This window comes from Amycolatopsis sp. NPDC059027 (assembly GCF_042739735.1).
Taxonomy (GTDB): Bacteria; Actinomycetota; Actinomycetes; order Mycobacteriales; family Pseudonocardiaceae; genus Amycolatopsis.
Map to the genome: position 1 here is coordinate 1 of NZ_JBHYIK010000022.1, position 18,410 is coordinate 18,410.

Annotated in this window: 18 protein-coding genes; 8 read left to right on the plus strand and 10 right to left on the minus strand. The window is 69.6% G+C overall.

Features of this window, described 5'->3' with window-relative positions; translation table 11 throughout:
* Positions 1-111: 111 nt before the first annotated feature.
* Complete coding sequence (locus ACFWY9_RS17050) at positions 112-1,041, minus strand: NADP-dependent oxidoreductase (RefSeq protein ID WP_378339232.1); 930 nt, start codon at positions 1,039-1,041, stop codon at positions 112-114.
* A 59-nt stretch (positions 1,042-1,100) separates the two neighbouring features.
* Positions 1,101-1,823: an alpha/beta fold hydrolase gene (locus ACFWY9_RS17055; RefSeq protein ID WP_378339233.1), complete on the minus strand. Its 723-nt coding sequence runs from the start codon at positions 1,821-1,823 to the stop codon at positions 1,101-1,103.
* An 89-nt stretch (positions 1,824-1,912) separates the two neighbouring features.
* Between ACFWY9_RS17055 and ACFWY9_RS17060 the strand changes: the two genes are divergently transcribed.
* Positions 1,913-2,482, plus strand: coding sequence for a helix-turn-helix domain-containing protein (locus ACFWY9_RS17060; protein ID WP_378339234.1), 570 nt, complete (start codon positions 1,913-1,915; stop codon positions 2,480-2,482).
* Between the two features lie 52 nt (positions 2,483-2,534).
* Here the strand turns inward: ACFWY9_RS17060 and ACFWY9_RS17065 are convergent, their stop codons facing one another.
* Positions 2,535-3,167: a TetR/AcrR family transcriptional regulator gene (locus ACFWY9_RS17065; protein ID WP_378339235.1), complete on the minus strand. Its 633-nt coding sequence runs from the start codon at positions 3,165-3,167 to the stop codon at positions 2,535-2,537.
* Positions 3,168-3,259: 92 nt separating this feature from the next.
* Entirely contained in the window at positions 3,260-4,510 is a 1,251-nt protein-coding gene (locus ACFWY9_RS17070) for an FAD-dependent monooxygenase (protein ID WP_378339236.1), read from the minus strand.
* A 174-nt stretch (positions 4,511-4,684) separates the two neighbouring features.
* Between ACFWY9_RS17070 and ACFWY9_RS17075 the strand changes: the two genes are divergently transcribed.
* From ACFWY9_RS17075 to ACFWY9_RS17085, 3 genes are all read left to right on the plus strand, one after another.
* Complete coding sequence (locus ACFWY9_RS17075; protein WP_378339237.1) at positions 4,685-5,902, plus strand: cytochrome P450; 1,218 nt, start codon at positions 4,685-4,687, stop codon at positions 5,900-5,902.
* A gap of 118 nt (positions 5,903-6,020) precedes the next feature.
* The gene (locus tag ACFWY9_RS17080; RefSeq protein ID WP_378327688.1) at positions 6,021-6,521 is read left to right on the plus strand and encodes a TetR/AcrR family transcriptional regulator; all 501 of its coding nucleotides are present in this window, start codon (positions 6,021-6,023) and stop codon (positions 6,519-6,521) included.
* Positions 6,522-6,534: 13 nt separating this feature from the next.
* Positions 6,535-6,885, plus strand: coding sequence for a hypothetical protein (locus ACFWY9_RS17085; protein WP_378327689.1), 351 nt, complete (start codon positions 6,535-6,537; stop codon positions 6,883-6,885).
* A gap of 64 nt (positions 6,886-6,949) precedes the next feature.
* Here the strand turns inward: ACFWY9_RS17085 and ACFWY9_RS17090 are convergent, their stop codons facing one another.
* Positions 6,950-7,558, minus strand: a complete 609-nt coding sequence (locus tag ACFWY9_RS17090) for a TetR/AcrR family transcriptional regulator (RefSeq protein ID WP_378327690.1) — start codon at positions 7,556-7,558, stop codon at positions 6,950-6,952.
* Here ACFWY9_RS17090 and ACFWY9_RS17095 point away from each other — a divergent pair.
* Positions 7,557-7,838 carry a hypothetical protein gene (locus tag ACFWY9_RS17095; protein WP_378327691.1) on the plus strand — a complete coding sequence of 94 codons (282 nt, stop codon included), beginning with the start codon at positions 7,557-7,559 and terminating at the stop codon, positions 7,836-7,838. The two genes, ACFWY9_RS17090 and ACFWY9_RS17095, sit on opposite strands and share 2 nt — an antisense overlap.
* Here ACFWY9_RS17095 and ACFWY9_RS17100 read toward each other — a convergent pair.
* Genes ACFWY9_RS17100 through ACFWY9_RS17115 form a run of 4 tightly spaced genes read right to left on the minus strand, consistent with a single transcriptional unit; the run spans position 7,777 to position 13,141 of the window.
* Complete coding sequence (locus tag ACFWY9_RS17100; protein WP_378327692.1) at positions 7,777-8,340, minus strand: ATP/GTP-binding protein; 564 nt, start codon at positions 8,338-8,340, stop codon at positions 7,777-7,779. The genes ACFWY9_RS17095 and ACFWY9_RS17100 overlap by 62 nt on opposite strands.
* A 28-nt stretch (positions 8,341-8,368) precedes the next feature.
* Entirely contained in the window at positions 8,369-9,082 is a 714-nt protein-coding gene (locus ACFWY9_RS17105; RefSeq protein ID WP_378327693.1) for a DUF742 domain-containing protein, read from the minus strand.
* Between the two features lie 7 nt (positions 9,083-9,089).
* Entirely contained in the window at positions 9,090-9,542 is a 453-nt protein-coding gene (locus ACFWY9_RS17110; protein ID WP_345387883.1) for a roadblock/LC7 domain-containing protein, read from the minus strand.
* A complete protein-coding gene (locus tag ACFWY9_RS17115) occupies positions 9,539-13,141 on the minus strand; it encodes a nitrate- and nitrite sensing domain-containing protein (protein WP_378327694.1) in 3,603 nt (1,200 codons plus the stop codon). Before ACFWY9_RS17115 ends, ACFWY9_RS17110 begins: the two co-directional genes overlap by 4 nt.
* A gap of 975 nt (positions 13,142-14,116) precedes the next feature.
* Here ACFWY9_RS17115 and ACFWY9_RS17120 point away from each other — a divergent pair.
* Both ACFWY9_RS17120 and ACFWY9_RS17125 read left to right on the plus strand, forming a co-directional pair.
* On the plus strand, positions 14,117-14,566 hold the full coding sequence (locus tag ACFWY9_RS17120) for a DUF485 domain-containing protein (protein ID WP_378327695.1): 450 nt from the start codon (positions 14,117-14,119) through the stop codon (positions 14,564-14,566).
* A complete protein-coding gene (locus ACFWY9_RS17125) occupies positions 14,563-16,155 on the plus strand; it encodes a cation acetate symporter (RefSeq protein ID WP_378327696.1) in 1,593 nt (530 codons plus the stop codon). Before ACFWY9_RS17120 ends, ACFWY9_RS17125 begins: the two co-directional genes overlap by 4 nt.
* 4 nt (positions 16,156-16,159) lie before the next feature.
* Here the strand turns inward: ACFWY9_RS17125 and ACFWY9_RS17130 are convergent, their stop codons facing one another.
* Positions 16,160-16,726 carry a TetR/AcrR family transcriptional regulator gene (locus ACFWY9_RS17130; RefSeq protein WP_378327697.1) on the minus strand — a complete coding sequence of 189 codons (567 nt, stop codon included), beginning with the start codon at positions 16,724-16,726 and terminating at the stop codon, positions 16,160-16,162.
* A 138-nt stretch (positions 16,727-16,864) separates the two neighbouring features.
* Here ACFWY9_RS17130 and ACFWY9_RS17135 point away from each other — a divergent pair, with 138 nt between their 5' ends.
* A complete protein-coding gene (locus ACFWY9_RS17135; protein ID WP_378327698.1) occupies positions 16,865-18,307 on the plus strand; it encodes an MFS transporter in 1,443 nt (480 codons plus the stop codon).
* Positions 18,308-18,410 lie beyond the last annotated feature (103 nt).

Genomic DNA, 18,410 nt, shown 5'->3' on the forward strand with positions numbered 1-18,410 from the left:
TCCCCGCAAAACCCTGAACTGGCTCAGCCCCAAAGAAAAACTCAACATGATACTGTCCTAAGTAGAGCATGTTGCGACGATCGCATGAATCCGCCTCCCATTCGCGACACGTCAGAGGGTGATCACGATCTTGCCGTGGACGTGACGTCCGGCTTGCAGTGTCACGGCGTCGCGGATCTTCTCGATCGGGAAAGTGGCGGCGATCGGCACGGTGAGTTCGCCGGCGAGGATCGCGTCGGTGATCCGCTTCATGGCGTCCGGCTCCGCGTCGAAACCGCCGGTCGCGCGCACGCCGCCGGGAGGGGTGGGCCCCGCGGCGATGGTGGAGATCCGCTCGGGCGGCACGCCGAGCGCGAGCGCGGTCTCGGCCGTCTCGGTGCCGAACAGGTCGGTCGCCGCGGTCACGCCGTCGGGGGCGAGTGCCCGTACCCGATCAGTCAGTCCGGGGCCGTATGTCACGGGCTCGGCACCGAATTGGCGCAGGAACTCGAAAGTACTCTCCGCGGCGGTCCCGATCACCCGGGCGCCGGCGAGCTTCGCGAGCTGCACCACGAACACACCGACGCCGCCCGCGGCGCCGCCGACCAGTACGGTGTCGCCCGCCCGCGGATCGATGGACGCCAGCGCGGCGGCGGCGGTCATACCTGCCACCGGGAGCGTTGCCGCCACCTCGTCGCCGACGCCCTCCGGCGTAGGCCAAAGCGCGTCGGGCGCCGCAGTGGGCGTCTTGACCACCACGAAATCGGCGACGGCCCTGCTCAGCGCGCCGCCGTGGACACGGTCGCCCACAGCGAATCCCGTGGCGCCGGGCCCGGCCTCGTCGACGACCCCGGCGAAGTCGAAACCGAAGCCCGATGGCACGGTGATACCGAACTGGGCGGCCGCTTCGGGCCGCGCCGCGATACCCCAGTCCATGGGATTCAGACCGGCGGCCGTGACACGGACGCGGACCTCGCCGGGCCCGGCGTGCGGCTCCGGAATCTCTAGCAACTCCAACACTTCTGGGCCTCCGAACGTCTCATGGACAACGGCTCGGCTCATGGGGACCTCCAATGACACGGTGATGGGACCGTTCGCGGCACGATCCAATAAGGACTGTCCTATCGCAACGATGACCAGAACTCGACGAGGATCTCGGCGGCCTGTTTCGGCGCCTGGTACGGCCAGAAGTGACCCACGCCTTCGAGCAGCCGGAACCGCGCACCCAACGCGGCGGCCACCTCGCGTGCCTTGGCCTCGTCGGAGAACTCGTCGTCGGCCGGGTGCAGGATCAGGCCCGGCGCGCCGGTCGGGGTGAGCGGGCCCCAGTCGGCGTGCGCGGTCGACGTGACCGAGCGGTACAGCGACAGGATGGACGCGCCCATGGTCTCGGTGAAGCCTTCGGCCATTTCCCGCGCGTCCTCCTCCGACAGGCCCCACTGGGCGGCGGAACCGGCGAAGGCCCGGGGCTCCGTGGCGACCATGGCCGCGATCGCCGCCTCACCCTCGCCGGGCGTCCGCCAGGTCCGCGCAAGGGAGTGCCAGACGTAGCCGGGATGCAGGAAGCCGCCGACGTCGGCGACCCAGGAGCGCAGTGGCCGGGTCATCGCCAGCCGGTACACCAGCCCGGCGCCCCAGTCATGGCCGACCAGGTCGACGGTGTCGTACTGGTCGAGCTGCTCGGCGACCCAGTCGACGTACTCGTCCTTGGTCGAGGTGAACCCGTCCGGCAGCGAGCCGTCGAACCCCGGCAGGGTCAGCGCCACCGACTCGGCGCCGATCCCGGCCCGCACCTTGCGCCAGACCGCGGCTGTTTCCGGTACTCCGTGGAGGAAAACGATCATGGTACTTCGGGACCTCCGACACCACAGTGATGAGACTTGGTCCCATCACCATACACGAGTGACGGGACCAAGTGCCGTAAACTGGCCCCATGGCCCGCTGGCAACCCAACGCATCACAGCGACTCGTGGTCGCTGCCCTGGAACTGTTCGAGGAACGGGGTTACGAGAACACGACGGTGATCGAGATCGCCGAACGTGCCGGGCTCACCAAGAGCACCTTCTTCCGCCATTTCCCGGACAAGCGGGAAGTGCTCTTCGGCGGGGGCACGATGACCGGGCTGCTCGTCGACGGGATCGCCGCGGCGCCGGCCGGCGCCGGGCCGCTCGAAGCGGTGGCTCACGCCCTGGACGTGATCGGCAGGGAAGCCTTCCCACCCGATCGTCGTGAATTCGGCGCCCGGCGGCAGGCAGTGATCGCCGCCAACCCGGAACTGCGCGAACGCGAGGCACTCAAGGGAATCGGCCTCACCGCGTCGATGATCGACGCGCTCAAGCGCCGCGGCGTTCCCGTCCTGACCGCGCACGTGGCCGCCGAACTGGGCGCGCTCGCCTGGAAAATCGCCTACGAGCGCTGGTGCGACACGACCACCGACAGGGAGTTCGGCGAACTCGCGCGGCGAACACTCACCGAAGTGCGGACAGCCAGCGCCCTTTGCTGACGGCAGACTCCCGACAACACCTCGGCGACTCGCTTGCGCGGCGTTCGGGATCTCAGGCGGACGGCGCCTTGCGATGAGCGCCTGAGATGCCGCGTTCGACGGCGTCGAACGCCCGCTTCACGCGCCGACGGTGCGACACGGCGAGGTCGTCGAGATCCTCTCCTGCCAGCCGACGTCGTACCGTCTCGACGGCGACTGTCCGATACGCGGCGACGAGCAGGGCCGCGGCCAACGTGCTGTCGCCGTCGAAACTCGCGTCCGCATCGAGCCCGGCGGCCAACTCCGTCTCGATTTCGTACCCGAACGCGCGGAGCCGTGCGATCAACGCGGGCGAAGCCGCGATGGTCCGCATGATCGGTTCGAGATCCCCACCCAATCCCGAGAGCACGTGCCGCTCCTCGCCGAGCGCGAGGACCGCCCGGCGGAGCGCCCTGATGGCATCGACGTCGTTCGCCCGCTCGCGGATCGCGGTCCGCACGATGTCGACGACGTCGGGAAGACGGTCGAGCAGGAGATCTTCCTTCCGCTCGAAGTGCGAGAACACCGTCACCTTCGACACCCCGGCGGCCGCGGCGACTTCCGCGATCGTGACTTCGTCGAAGCCTCGCTCCAGAAACAGCTCGCTCGCGATCTCGGCGATACGCGCCCGCGTCTTCGCCCCGCCTCGATCTCCGCGTTTTGGCATGGGAAACGGGCTCCTTCGCCGGACTGATTCTTTATCCAGTGTACTTATACAGTAAGCTTATCAAGTAAGTCATTTCGGACAAGCTGCCACTTCTAGCGGACACGAAGTTCCGGGCTTTCGGGGAGTTGCCAAGCGCCGCCCCGGTCTTCCGTCGAGAACCGCGCGACGAGGTCGGGAACACGCAGGAAGGTGGCGAATCCGGTGGCGGCGAGGAAAGCGTTGATCCCGAAGCGGCTCCGGGGCATGCCGAGGCGCAACAGGTGCGGTTTCACCGCGGCCTGGATCTCGTCGACGAACGGCCGGAGTGTCGTGTCGTAGTTCGCGAGCGCCCGCGACAGGTCGGCGGGGTGGCGGTTGATCTCGGCGGCCAGGACGTAGGCGCCGACCAGGCCGCCGGAAACCCCCATGCCGCTGTAGGGGGAGGCGCAGTGCGCGGCATCGCCGACCAGGGCGACACGTCCGCGCGACCAGGTGTCCGTACGAACCTGCACGACCTCCTGCGAATAGAAGTCCGGGGTCGTCTCCATGCCGTCGACGAACCGGCCGGTCTGCCATCCCGCGTCGCGGAACCGCCCGGCCCAGAACGCTTTCTGGCGCTCGACCGGCTCGCGATGGACGACCGACGCTTCCTCCGAGGTTTCCCGCAGCACGAAATACACCTGGGTCTCGTCCGGGTTGTGACTCCTGCGCATGATCATCCGGCCACCAGGGGCGATATAGGTGTCGCGGATGTTGCTGTCCGACGCGATGCGCGGAACGAACCAGTACGCCATGTGGATCCCCACCCGCCAGTACGGCTCCGGAGTCCCGGCAGGCAGGAGGGCCCGGCGGACACGCGACCCCTGTCCGTCGGCGCCGACCAGCAGGTCGAACTCGTCGGACGAGCCGTCGGAGAAGTGGGCGACGACCTTCTTCTCATCCTGCTCGAAGCGGTCCACGCTCGTCCCGAAGACGTAGTCGACGTCGTTCTTCGTCGCATCATGGAGAATGCGCACGAGGTCTCCCCGCATGATCTCGTACTCGGAGGTCAGCGTCTGGCGCCCCTGGCCGGACGTGTTGGCCATGATCGTCGCCCGCGCCTTGCCCCGGGTGTCCACAAAGGCGACGCCGGCTTCGTCCACAAGCTTGCTCTTCACGACATCGAGAAGTCCCATGGCCTCGGCCGCCTCGATGCCTTGACCGCGGAGATCGACCTGGGCGCCGGAGGCCCGCAGCGCCGGGAAGCGCTCGGCGACCACGACCCGATGACCACCTCGCACCAGCCAGTAGGCCAATGCCTGTCCCGCGACACCAGCGCCGCAGACGAGGACCTTCAGGGAGCGCGTTCCGGATGTGGATGTCATGACACCGATTCCCCTTCTGTCAGCACCAGGAAGACGATCGAGCGACACCCGTCTCGGTCTCCTCGGTTCGACCTGGCGCACTGAATGCTTACTCGATAAGCTTACCAGGTAAGTTTACTGAGTCTCAGCAGTGTGCTCCGGGAGACGCCCGGTCGCTGCTCGATGGGAGAACTGATGACGTCGCCGACCCCGCCGCGTCCGGTCACCATGTCGCGCGAGCGCTACGGCCCAGGACCCGAGCTTTCCGAACACGCACGCACGGGCAGGCCGGCCAGAACGGACACGCCGTTCGGGGTGTCCGCCTGGCTGGTCACCCGCCACGAGGATGTGCGTGCCGTACTCGGCGACGCCGACCGGTTCAGCAGCGCGGGTCTTGCCCGGCACGCGGATCCCGCCACCTCGCGAACCGATGCCGCCGCGTCCGGACGACAGCAGTTCGCCGACGCGGCATCGTTCATGGTCGGTCAGGACCCGCCCGAGCACACCCGGCTACGCCGGCTGCTCACCCCGGAGTTCACGATGCGCCGCATGCGTGTGCTGGAGCCTCGGGTGCGGGCCGTTGTCGGCGAAGTTCTCGACGACATGCGGGACGCCGGCCCGCCGGCCGACCTCGTCGAGAGCTTCGCGCTGCCCATCCCCTCCCTGGTCATCTGCGAACTCCTGGGAGTTCCCTACTCCGACCGGGAGATGTTCCAACGTCTGTCGTCGGTTCAGCTTCGGCTCACCGCCTCACAGGACGAACGAACCGCGGCGTTCCTTGCTCTTCGTACTTACCTGAGCGATCTCGTCAACCGGCATCGCGGTGCTCCGGGCGACGACCTGATCGGCATGCTGATCCGCGAGCACGATGAGGACGTCAGTCACGACGAGCTGGTCGGTATCGCCCTTGTGCTGCTGATCGCGGGGCACGAGACCACGGCCAGCACCCTCGGCGCGGGCACCGCCCTGTTGCTCGAGCACCCCGGACAACTGGCCGCGATTCGCGACGAGCCCGAGCGTGTCGACGATGCCGTCGAAGAACTGCTCCGGTTTCTCACTCCGGTGCACTCTGGTCTTCCTCGAACCGTCATGGTGGACGCCACCGTCGGCGGGCAGGAAATGCGCACTGGCGATCTGGTCGTTCCGTCGCTCCCCATGGCCAACCGGGACCCGGGTCTTGCCGCCGCGCCAGACGACTTCGACATCTCACGGAAACCGGTCCCGCACGTGGCTTTCGGACACGGCATCCACCACTGCATCGGCGCGCCACTGGCCAGGATGGAACTACGGATCGCGCTACCAGCGTTACTGCGACGCTTCCCCAGGCTCCGGCTCGATGGTGATCCGGCAGACATCCGCTTTCGCACCATGACAGCCGTGCACGGCGTCGAACGGCTCTCCGTCGCCTGGTGATCCACGGTGACCGGATTTCCTCGGGATCGCCCGCCCGGCCGCGTCGTCTCCTGTGCGCCCGACTTTTGAGGAACGATCGTTCTTGACTGATCGTTCCTCAAAAGTCTATCGTCGTGGCATGGGCAGGCGAAGGGCGTTCGACGAGGACGAGGTGGTGCGCGCCGCCGTGGGGTTGTTCGGTGGCCGCGCGTACGACGGAGTGTCCATCGACGACCTCGTGACCCACCTCGGCGTGCACCGCAACAGCCTGTACAAGACGTTCGGCAGCAAGCGCGGCCTCTACCTGGTCGCCCTGCGCCGCCACCTCGCCGACGACGTCCGCCCCTTGACCGAAAAGCTCGCCGCGGCAACGGATGCCGCGACCGCGCTGCGGCTCATCACGTCAGCCGACCTCGGTCTGCTGCTGCTCGCGGCGGCCGAACGGGCACCGGCCGACGAGGAGGTGGCCGCCGAGGTGGCCGCGGCGCTGGCCGCCGCCGACCAGGCGATCGCCGACGCGCTCGGCATTTCCACCGCACTGGCCGCCGCCCTCACGGCCGCCGCACTGGGCATCCTCCTGCGCGGCAACCCCGACGGTGTCGGCACCGCGCTGACCCACCGCCTCGATCCGCTTAACTGACAAGGAAACAAACATGGCACTGGTCACCATCGACGGCGACGATCTCGTTGTCGTGATCGAGGGTCTCGACAAGCTCTGGGCCTTCAAGAGCAGCATGACCATCCCGCTGGCCAACGTCCGCGGCGCGACCGCGGACCCCGGCATCGCAGCCGATCCCCAGGGGATCCGTGCGCCGGGTGCCCACGTGCCCGGCGTGATCACGGCGGGCACGTTCCACCTCGACGGCGAAAAGGTCTTCTGGGACGTCAAAAACCCGTCGAAGGCCGTCGTGATCGAACTCGCCGACGAGCGCTACGCCCGCCTGGTCGTCCAAGTCGACGATCCCCGCGCGACCGTCGCGCTGGTCGAGAACGCCCTGCGCTGATCCTGAGTTGCGTTTCACACCAGCTCGCCGCCCGCGGGGCAGGCCGACGCGGGAACGCCCGGGGCTACTGGGCAGGTTCGTCAGCCTCGCATGGGCCGGGACCGATGCCTGTGATCGCCAATCCGAGTAAGTGCCGAACGTCTGCCGTGGCGTCCTGTTCTGCGAGTAGCGACATCGCGTTGACCAACGCCAGCGTGTCGGCCACAGTGACGTCCGCGCCGGCCGCTTGGGCGGCGCTCAGCAGGGAATCCGCCGCGGCGGCAAGGGTCTGGTGGCCGCAAACCTTTGTGGGGGCGTCGTCGTCCGACGGCGGCAGCAGGGTCATCACCAGCCCGCGGTTCGCCACCGTGTACTCCAGCGCCGCCCGAAGCCAGTGAAAGAGCGCCGGACCCGGTTCCTGCTCGGCCTTCAGCCGGTCGGCGACCGCGGCGACCGCCTCGGTGCGCTCTTGGAACACTGCCTCCGCCAGCTGGCGCCGGGAACGAAAGTGGCGGTGCAGCGTGGCTGATCCGACTCCAGCGTCCTTCGCGATCGCCTCGAGTGAGGCGTCGACGCCGTACCGCTGGAACGCGGTCTCGGCCGCCTGCACGATCTGCTCGCGACTGCGCCGGGCGTCGGCTCGCAGAGTTCTCATCGACAACTCCGGCTTGAAAAGTGGGTTGGCTGGCGTCATGGACCCCCAGCCGGACAGTTCCGATCTCGTGTACCGCATCCTGCACACGTTGACCCGCAACCACCTGCCCGGCGCCGAAAAAGCGGCCGAGCTGGAGCGGCTCACGGCGGAACTGGAACCCTTCGCCGTCGGCGAAGGGTTCCGCGAGCGCCACCTCGGTGAGCTGTGCGCGCAGCTGCACCGGACCATCGATTCCTACCGGCAGGCAGGAGCCAGGGTCAGCGAGCGTTGGCCGCCCGCAGCGCGATCCACTGCCGCATCGCGTACTCGACGAGCGTGATCAGCGTCTGCTTCGTCGACTCGCGATCCCGGGCGTCGCACCGCACGATCGGGATGTTCGGGTCGATCGACAGGGCCTCGCGCACGTCGTTGATGTCGTGCTCGAGGATGCCGTCGAACGTGTTGACCCCGACGATGTAGGGCAGCCCGCGGTCCTCGAAGAAGTCGATCGGGGCGAACGAGTCGGCCAGCCGCCGGGTGTCGGCGAGCACCACCGCGCCGATCGCGCCGCGGACCAGGTCGTCCCACATGAACCAGAACCGCTGCTGTCCCGGCGTGCCGAACAGGTAGAGGATCAGGTCCGCGTCCAGCGACACGCGGCCGAAGTCCATGGCCACGGTCGTCGTCGACTTGTTCGGGGTCTGGTCCAGATTGTCGATGCCGCGACTCGCGTCGGTCATCATCGCCTCGGTCGTGAGCGGAACGATTTCCGACACCGAACCGACGAACGTCGTCTTGCCCGCCCCGAAGCCGCCGGCCACCACGATCTTCGCCGAGGTCATGGTGGGAGGCGCGGTCTCCCGCGGAGCCTTATAGCCGACGGAGTCCACTCAAAACCCTTTCCATCAACACCAGATGTGCCTCGGCGCCGTCATTCCCGGATATCGTCCTGTGCACCGTGACCAGCCCCGCGTCCGCCGCGTCGCTGATCAGCACCCTGGCCACACCCAGTGGTACGCGCAGGGCCGCCGCGATCTCGGCGACCGAACGCGGGGTCCGGCACTCTTCCATGATCGAGATGTTCTCGATCCGATCCGCCGCCCCCTCGGGGAGGCCCCCCGAAACGGCGTAGTCCTTGGTGGAGATCAACGTCTCCAGCTCAAGAGCATAATTGGCCCTCGTCCGGCCACCGGTGAGGGCATAGGGCCGCACGATCGCCGTCTCCTCCGCCGGGCTCGGCGGATCGAACACGGCGGGCATCACGAACTCGCCGCTGGGCGGGCCCGGGTCGAACATGCCGCCCGGTCTCGGCCCATCGGCGTCGGTACTGCCCGGGGGAGAGACTAGTGAGGTCACGCGGTCTCCTTGCTCGGCAGGCGGCTGCCTGTTATCCCCCTCTTCCGCGGCCGCGTGTGCTCCGGCGGCCGGGGGTTGCGGGGACTCCTTGTTCTTCTTGCGTTTCCGCCGGGCACGGCCCGAGTCCAGGGTGAAGCCGTTGAGGACGTCGGCGAACGTGCCGTCGTCCCCGCCACCGGAAGCGTCGCGCGCTCCCGGCTCTTCGCCGTATCCGGACCCCGTGCTCATCGCGGTATCATCCCACCGGTTCGCCGATCAGCGACCCGCCCGCGCCCTGAAGTTGCGCGCGAAGTTCCGGGGTGAGGATCTGGCCGACCCGGTCGACCAGCATCGTCATCTCGTAGGCGACCTGCCCGATGTCGCAGTTCGGCGCCGCGAGGATCGCCAGGCACGAGCCGTCGCTGATCGACATCAGGATCATGATGCCGAGCTCCATCTCGACCACGGTCTCGTTGACCGCGCCCGCCTCGAAGCACCGCGCGGCGCCCTGGGTGAGGCTGACCAGGCCCGACGCCACCGCGGCGAGCTGGTCGGCGCGGTCGAGCGGCAGCCGGTTGGAGGCGGTCAGCAGCAGGCCGTCCGCCGAGACGACGACAGCGTGCGCCACGCCCGGTACCCGCTCGGCGAAGTCGTTGACGAGCCATCCGAACTGGTTCTGTTGCGGCTGCCCGGTACTCGGCGAGGTCATTCACCCTCCAGTGTTTCGTGGTTGCTTTCGGCGGCCCGCGCGTTGTGGTGCCGTCCGCGCTGGATGCCCTGCTGGAAGCTGCTCAGGCGACCGCGTACATCGTGCGCGTCGCGTTGTGGTCGGGGATTGGACCCTCCGGCGAGTGGTGCGACGCTACCCGGAAGCAGTTGCTCCCCGCGACGCCGCCGGGGCAATCCTGCCGAAGTGAACGCCGAAGGTGTCGACTGGGACACCGATTGCGCACTCCGCCAGCCCTCGTCCGAGCCGAACGACCACGCGGCGTCCGCGGTCCGGTCGGCCACCGCCGTCGCCGGGACCTCGGGCCGTGGCTGCTCCAGCGGCTCGACCAGCGGCGGCTGCGGTACCTCCGCCGCGGGCGTCTCGACGGGCTGCTGCACGGCAGGTGCCTCGGCTCCCGGCTGCGCCGCGGGCGTCCGAGAGGCCGGTGTCCGAGAGGCCGGTGTCTGGGCGGCCGGTGGCTGAGCGGCGGGTGCCGCGGCGGCGGGCTGGGCGGCGGGTGGCGGGGTGGCCGGACGGCGCCGGGACGGCAGCACCGACGGCGGCGTGGCGGGACGACCCGCGGGTGTGGTGCCCGGCGCGGCCTGCGCCGGCTGACCGGCGGCGGCCGGATTGGCCTGCTGCTCCGGCTGCTGCGGGGCGACGGGCTTTTCCGGGGCCGCGGCGGGCGCTTCCGGCACGGCCTGCTGGACCTCCAGCCGGCCGCGGTACACCCCCTGCTGGAAGCTGCTGAGCCTGCCGCGGACATCGGCCGGATCCCGGACCGGCAGCTCCGGCTTGGCCTCCGCGGCCGCCTCGGCCGGGGCGGGCGCCGCCGGGACGGCGCTGCCCGGCAACAGCCGCTCGCCACGACGGCGGCGTGGCAGCCCGGCCTGGGTGAACGACGTGGGCGTGGCCTGTGCCTGCGTCACCGCCTGCACGGTCCGCCAGTTCTCGTCGCTCGCGAAGTCCCAGCTGCGCCGTTCCTGCTCGGCGAGGTCCTGCTCGGCGGAATCCTTGCCGCCCTTGGCTTTCTCGGTGTCCTTTTCGGACCCGTCCGTTTCGGGCTCCTTCGCCGCGGGCTGCTGCTCGCCGTCCGCGGCCGGTTTCGCGGGCTCACGGAACCACGCCGAGAGCATCTCGTCGAAGATCGGCGTCGTCTCCGACCGCTTCGGTGCGGGTGCCGGGGCCGGGGCGGGCGGCGGGGCCGAGGTGGCCGCCTGCTGCCACCAGTCGGACAACGCGGTCCCGTTGGCGGAGAACAGGTCCTTCCCCGAAGGCAGCTCGGCGGGCTCCTCGGCCGCCTTCGGCTCCGGTTCGGGCTGACGCGGCGGAGGCGGCGCGGCCAGCGGCGCCGGCGGGGCGGCGGGGGGTTCGTCGCTGGGGATCGGGCTGAACAGCGCGGTGCCGGAGATCTCCAGATCCGAAGGCGGCCGGGCCACCTGCGGCGGCGTGTGCCCGTTGTTCGTGTGGCCGGCGAGGTCGCTCGCCGAGGGCCACCGGTTCTCCCCCGGCTGCGCCGGGACGTGCACCGCCGAGCCGTTGACCGGCAGCCGCCGCGGCAGCCCGCCGGTGGTCTGCGTGTTCTGCGTGGTCTGCATGGGCGGCCGGGTGATCGGCCCGGTCGCCGGGCCCGCGTCGGTCACCGTGACCAGCTCGGCGGGGACGACGACGGTCGCGCGCACGCCGACGATGTCCTTGCCGCCGTGCAGCGAGACGCCGATGCGGTGCCTGCTGGCCAGCCGGCCGACCACGAACAGGCCCATCCGGCGCGAGGTCGCCAGGTCCACCGACCCGGCCTCGGTCAGCCGGGCGTTCGCCTCGGCGACCTCGGCGGCGTTCATCCCGATGCCCTTGTCGAGGATGTCGATGTTGAGCGAACCGTCCTCGCCGAGCCTGGTCGCCACGGTCACCTGCGTGGCCGGGGCGGAGAACGCCGTCGCGTTGTCCAGCAGCTCCGCCACCAGCCGCATCAGGTCGCTGGCCGCGTAGCCCACGATCGTGGCCGACGGCGGCGGCTGCACGACGACACGCTGGTACTGCTCGATCTCCGACACCGCGGCACGCAGCATGTCGGTGGTGCCGACCGGCCTGCCGGAGCGGCGGCCCGGCTCGGCGCCGGAGAGCACCATGAGGTTCTCGTTGTTGCGCCGCATCCGGGTGGCGAGGTGGTCGAGCTGGAACAGCGTGGCGAGCTGGTCGGCGTCCTCCTCGTCCCGCTCGAGCTGTTCGATGAGCTGCAGCTGCCGCTGCACGAGGCTCTGGCTGCGCCGCGACAGGTTGACGAACACGCTGCCGTACCCGGTGCGCATCGCGGCCTGCTCGGTGGCCAGCCGCAGCGCCTGGTGGTGCACCTTGTCGAAGGCCCGGGCCACCTCGCCGATCTCGTCGTCGGCACCCACCGCGACCGGCTGGACCTCGGTGCTCTGCGCGCGGCCCTCCTGGATGTTGCGGACCGCGTCGGGCAGCTGGTTCTCGGCGACGTCGAGCGCGCTGCGGCGCAGCACCTTCAGCGAACGCAGCAGCTGGCGGGTGATGAGGAAGACGACCGCGACGGCGAGCACGAGCGCGCCGAACAACAGCACCGCGAGCAGCCCGGCGCCGCTGCTGGAGTCCTCGACCAGTTCCGCCGACGCGGCACCGACCTGGTCGCCCATCCGCTTGGCGACCTCGCCGAGCTTCCCGAGCATCGCCGAGGAGCTGTCGTTCCACTCGGCGGCGGCCATCCGCCGGAGTGCCTGGTCGCTCGCCACGCCCGTGGTCCCGCGTACCGCCTTGGCCAGCCGGTCGCGGGTCTGCACAGCGCTGCCCGACACTGTCCTGTCGAAGTCCGCGCGCTGCGCGTCGGTGGCCGCGGCGCGAAACGCCGCGAGCCGGTCGGCCAGCCGCAGCTCGGCCGTGTTGAGCTGATCGAGCGCGCTCGGCGCGAGACCCGCCCTGGCTATCCCGAAGGAGACCAGCGCCTGGCTGGTCGAGAGCTGGTCGCCGGCGACGGTCAGTTCGTGCAGCGCGTTCGGGGTCCCGCCCAGCGCGTCGTCGGTGGACCCGGCGGCCAGCGCGGTGTCCAGATCCATCAACGCGGCGGTCATCGTGGAGTACTCGGCGATCGCCTGGAGCGGTTCGAGCTGACCGGAAGCCGCCTGCTTCCGGACCGAGGCGAGCCGGTCGAGCTGGCCGGAAGCCGCCTTCGCGAGCCCGTCGACGCCCGGCGCGGCCTCCGCGGCCCGCCCCGCCGCGGCGGTGTACGGGCCGACCGCGGCGTCGACCTCGGCACGGGCGGCGGTCAGTTCCGGGGTGCCGCCCACGGTGCCCGCGGTCAGCGTCGCCGCGGTGACGGTGCGTTCGTGCTCGAGCCCGGTGGCCAGCGCGCGGACCTGCGAGCCGAGCGCGACGAGCCGGTCGATCCGCTGGTAGCCGCCCGAGCGGCCGACCTGGCTCGCGATCGTGGTGACACCCAGTACCAGCGCGATGATGATCGGCACCACGGTGACGGCCGCGAGCTTGACCGGCAGGCTCCAGTCCCGCCAGCGCACCAGCGCCTGCCAGGCCGACGCCCAGCGTGAACGCTGGGGCGGGCGGCCGAGCAGCTTGCCAACAGGCACTTGGCCTTCTCCTGCAACGGTCACGTAAGTGACTCCCTGTCCGGCGTCGTGGAGCCGCGGCGACGGCACCCGGTGCTTGCGGCGCGGTCCCCGGCCTTGCGGCGTGCCGCGCGATCACCCCGTGCGCACTGTAGGCCCGGGCGGCACACGGCGCGGCTCTCGTTCCCGGGCTGCCACCCGGTGCGCTCCACGTGCACTGCGCAACTTGCGTACTGCACGGTCGTCGAGATCAACTTTTCGGTGCCAATCGATCGCTGCGGTCAGCTGGGCCAAAGAATCGTACACCAATGGTGGCCCGGTCAATTCCGTTCCGTATATGGGTGCTGACCTGGGAAAATGCGTTCATCACCGGGTGCCCCGGACACGCATTCCGCCCCGCCGGGGGACAAACGGGTAATTCCGGTTACCGGACGCGTCGGGCTCGGGCACTCGGACGTCACCCGTTTAGCCCACGAAGGGTAGTCAGTTCCCCCTTCAGGTGTACTCAGCGTGCCCCCATCGGGTGGGTCAAGGGGTGAGATATGCCCGATGTTGTGGCCTTGCGCGAGTACGCCACCCTGGGCGGTGATTTCTGACGGAATCCTAGCCACAGCCTGGGGATCTTCACCAAGGCACCCCTCGGGGAGCGCCACCACGGGCCCGAGAGGGTGACCCGGCTACCAACGGTCACCGGATCGCGGGCGCCCAGCCAGGCACTACTCCGTTCGCCGCATCGTCCGGAACTGCCCGCGACATCGCGTGACAACTGCGCTCACTATTCCGAGTGATTTGCCCGTGATCGTCCTGTCAACGGCGTTTACCGTTATTTTCCTCCGGGAGAACGAATACCCACCGTGGCCCTCGCCGAACGCCAGGTGCCTATTCCCGGTCACCGGGGCCATGACTACTATGCGAGCCTCGTAGTCCGGCCGGGCGAGTGAACCCACTCGGCGAGCGCGCCAGCCCCGCGGCGGACGCAAGTTGCCGGAGGCACCCATGCACAACGTCGCGCGTCCCGACGCGACGAGCAGCGCCCTCGAGGAGACCGGCCGCATCCCGGTCCTGTTCGCGGGCGAGCTGCCCAGTTCCGAAACCCCCGACCAGCCCCGCCGCGCGGCGCGGCCCGCCGGACCGGCGAAGCCGGACTACGACCGGATCCAGCACAGCCAGGAGTTCCGCTCGCTGCGCAGGCGGTTCCGGTGGTTCGCCTTCCCAATGAGCGTGGCCTTCTTCGTCTGGTATCTCACCTACGTCCTGCTCGCGGCGTATGCGCACGACTTCATGAGCACCAAGGTGTTCGGCCAGGTCAACGTAGGCATGCTGCTGGGCCTGGGGCAGTTCGTCAGCACCGCGCTGATCACCTGGCTGTACGTGCGGTTCGCCCGGCGCCGGCTCGACCCGATGGTCGCCGACATCCGTGAACGCGCGGAGGTGGATCCCCGATGACGTCGACGCTCGCCGCGGGGATCCCCGCGAACAACCCGGTCCTCAACACCCTGGTCTTCGCCCTGTTCGTCGCGATCACCCTGTTCGTCGTGTACCGGGCAAGCAGCCGCAACTCCTCGACCTCGGACTACTACGCGGCGGGAAGCGCTTTCACCGGGCGGCAGAACGGCATCGCGCTGTCCGGGGACTTCCTGTCCGCAGCGTCGTTCCTCGGCATCGCGGGCGCGATCGCGATCCACGGCTACGACGGGTTCCTCTACTCCATCGGCTTCCTCGTGGCCTGGCTGATCGACCTGCTGCTGATCGCCGAACTGCTGCGCAACACCGGCCGCTACACCGTCGGCGACGTGCTCAGCTTCCGGATGAAGCAACGCCCGGTCCGCGCCGCCGCCGCGACGTCCACTCTGGTCATCTCGCTCTTCTACATGCTCGCGCAGATGGCGGGCGCCGGCGGGCTGGTGGCGCTGCTGCTGAACATCCACGGCAAGTTCGGCCAGGCGCTGGTGATCGGTGGCGTCGGCCTGGTCATGGTGCTGTACGTGCTGGTCGGCGGTATGAAGGGCACCACGTGGGTGCAGATCATCAAGGCGACCATCCTGCTGCTCGCGGGCGCGCTGATCACCGTGTTCCTGTTCGGCAAGTTCGGGTTCAGCTTCTCCAACCTGCTCTCGGCCGCGGCGGAGAAGAGCCCGCTCGGCGAGAAGCTGTTCGAGCCGGGCGGCTCCTACGGTACGAGCGGTGTCACCAAACTCGACTTCGTCTCCCTCGCGCTCGCCCTCGTCCTCGGCCTGTCGTCGCTGCCCCACCTGCTGATGCGCTTCTACACGGTGCCCAACGCCCGCGAATCCCGCCGCTCGGTGGTGTGGGCGGTCGTCTGCATGCTCGTGTTCTATCTGTGCACGCTGGTGATCGGCTTCGGCGCGGCCGCGCTCGTCGGCACGGACGAGATCAAGGCGGCACCCGGCGGCGAGAACTCGGCCGCTCCCCTGCTCGCGCTGCACGTCGGCGGGACGCTCCTGCTCGGCGTCATCTCGGCGGTGGCGTTCGCGACGATCCTCGCCGTGGTCGCCGGGCTGACACTCACCGCGTCCGCGTCGTTCGCCCATGACGTGTACGCCAACATCTTCAAGCGCGGCAAGGCCGAACCACGCGACGAGGTCCGCGTCGCCCGGATCACCGCGATCGTGGTCGGTGTGCTCGCGATCCTCGGCGGCATCCTCGCCAACGGGCAGAACGTCGCGTTCCTCGTGGCACTCGCCTTCGCCGTCGCCGCCTCGACGAACCTCTCGACGCTGCTGTACACCCTGTTCTGGAAACGGTTCAACACCACGGGCACGTTGTGGGGCATCTACGGCGGGCTCATCGCCTGCCTGGTACTGGTGCTCTTCTCCCCCGTCGTCTCCGGCGACCCGGACTCGATCGTCAAGGGCATCGACTTCCACTGGTTCCCGCTGAAGAACCCGGGCCTGGTGTCGATCCCGTTCTCGTTCCTGTGCGGCTTCGTCGGCACACTGGTCGGCCGGTCGAAGGCCGACCCCGCCAAGCACGCCGAGATGGAGGTCCGGTCCCTGACCGGCATCGGTTCCTGACGCGCTAGCCCTTCCGGAGGCCGTCGAGCACGACGCCGAGCATGCGTTCGACGTCCTCCGGGGTGGCGTACTGGCTCACCGAGCCGACCCCGTGACACAGCCGCAGCACGTCGGTACCCGTGACGTCGTCACGGATCAACCCGGCCTCCTGCGCGGCCGACACCAGCGCACCCGAGGCCGCCTGGGTGCGGACGCGGCAGAGCGCGAACGTCTCCGACTCGTGGTCGAGCGCGGCCTTGAGCGCGACGGTCAGCCCCCGCCGCTCGGCGTAGTAGCGCACCTGGTTCCGCATCCACGCTTCGAGCGCCTCGCCAGGGGGTAGCTCTGCGAGCAGGTCGAACGCGTGCTGCGCCAGGGTCTCGACCTCGTCGCGGTAGACCGCTTCGAACAACTTCTCCCTGGTCGGGAAGTGCCGGTACAACGTGCCCGCGCCCACGCCCGCCCGCTTCGCGATGTCGTCGAGCGGGACGTCGGTGCCCTCGGCCGCGAAGGCATCCCTGGCCGTCGCCAGGATGCGCTCGTAGTTGCGCCGCGCGTCCGCGCGCATCGGACGGGCCGCGTCCGCGGTCATCCGGCACCTCCTCGTCGACGAACCGGAGAGATTCTCCGAATTCACTTGCGGAACCGGAGAGCTTCTCCATATTATCACTCCGCAACCAAGCGGAGAAGTTCTCCGGTTACCTCTCGTTCCTGCACTGGGGAGTATTCCTTGACCGAGCACACCCTCACCACCGAGCCCGCGGCGAGCCGGCCCGCCCGCGCGCCGGTGCGCAGCGGGCTCGCACTGGCGATCATCCTGATCTGCCAGCTCATGCTCATCCTCGACGCGACGGTGATGAACGTCGCCATCCCCCGGATCCAGGCGGACCTGCGGTTCAGCCCGACCGGGGTGTCCTGGGTGATGACCTCCTACAGCCTGGTCTTCGGCGGGCTGCTCCTGCTCGGCGGCCGGGCGGGCGACCTGTTCGGCAGGCGCCGCATGTTCGTCCTCGGCACGGCCGTGTTCACGCTCGCCTCGCTCGCGGGCGGGCTGGCGGGTTCGGCCGAACTGCTCATCGCGGCCCGGATCGCGCAGGGCATCGGCGCCGCGATGGCGGGCCCGAACACCCTGGCCCTGATCACCACGACGTTCACCGAGGCCAGGGCCCGCATGCGCGCGCTGTCGCTGTTCTCCGCCATGGCCAGCGGCGGTTTCGCCATCGGCCTGTTGCTGGGCGGCCTGCTCACCGAGTGGATCTCGTGGCGCTCGGCGCTGTTCATCAACGTGCCGTTCGGGCTGGCGATCGTCCTGCTCGCGCCGCGGTTCGTGCCCGACCCCGAGCGACGGCACGCGCACCTCGACCTGCCGGGCGCGATCGCCGGGACCCTCGGCGTCAGCGCACTCGTCTTCGCCTTCACCCACGGCGGCTCGGACGGCTGGGACAACCCGGTCACCCTGGGTTCACTCGGTGCGGGCGTGGTGCTGCTGGCCGGGTTCCTGGTGCTGCAGGCCCGCGGCAGCCAGCCGCTGGTCCCGCTGCGGCTGTTCGCCGAACGCAACCGGGCCGCGGCCTACGCGAACTTCTTCCTCGGCCCGATGGCGATGATGTCGATGTTCTTCTTCCTCACCCAGTTCCTGCAGGACGTCCAGCACTTCGCCGCGCTGCAGACCGGGTTCGCGTTCCTGCCGATGGCGGCGATGGTGTTCGCGCTGAGCCGTTCGATCCCCCGGCTGCTCCCCCGCTTCGGCCCGAAGCCTCTCGCCATCACCGGCACCGTGCTGATGATCGCCGGGGCGGGCTGGCTCACCCAGCTCACGCCGTCGAGCGGCTACGTCGCGACGCTGCTCGGCCCCATGGTGCTCATGGGCGTCGGCGTCGGACTGGCGTTCTCCCCGATGAACGTGCTCGTCATGACCAGCGTGGCGACCGAGGACGCGGGTGCCGCGGGCGGCGTGCTGCAGACGATGCAGCAGGTCGGCGCGGCACTGGGGCTGAGCATCCTGATGACCGTGTCGGGCTCGGTCACCCGATCGGCCGCGGGCTCCGGCGTGCGGGGGCCGCAGCTCATGGTGGACGGGATGACCGCGGCGTTCCTCGGCGCGAGCCTGCTGGCCGGGCTGAGCTTCCTGGTGGCCCTCACCTTCCGCCGCCAGCACACCACGACTTCCTGACCCGGGGGTGCGAAATGGCCGTTTTGGCCCCCTAACGGGGGGGGGCGGCCCGGAAGGGGGGGGTTAGGGGCCGCCGGCGGGGGGTGGTGGGGGGCGGGGGCCC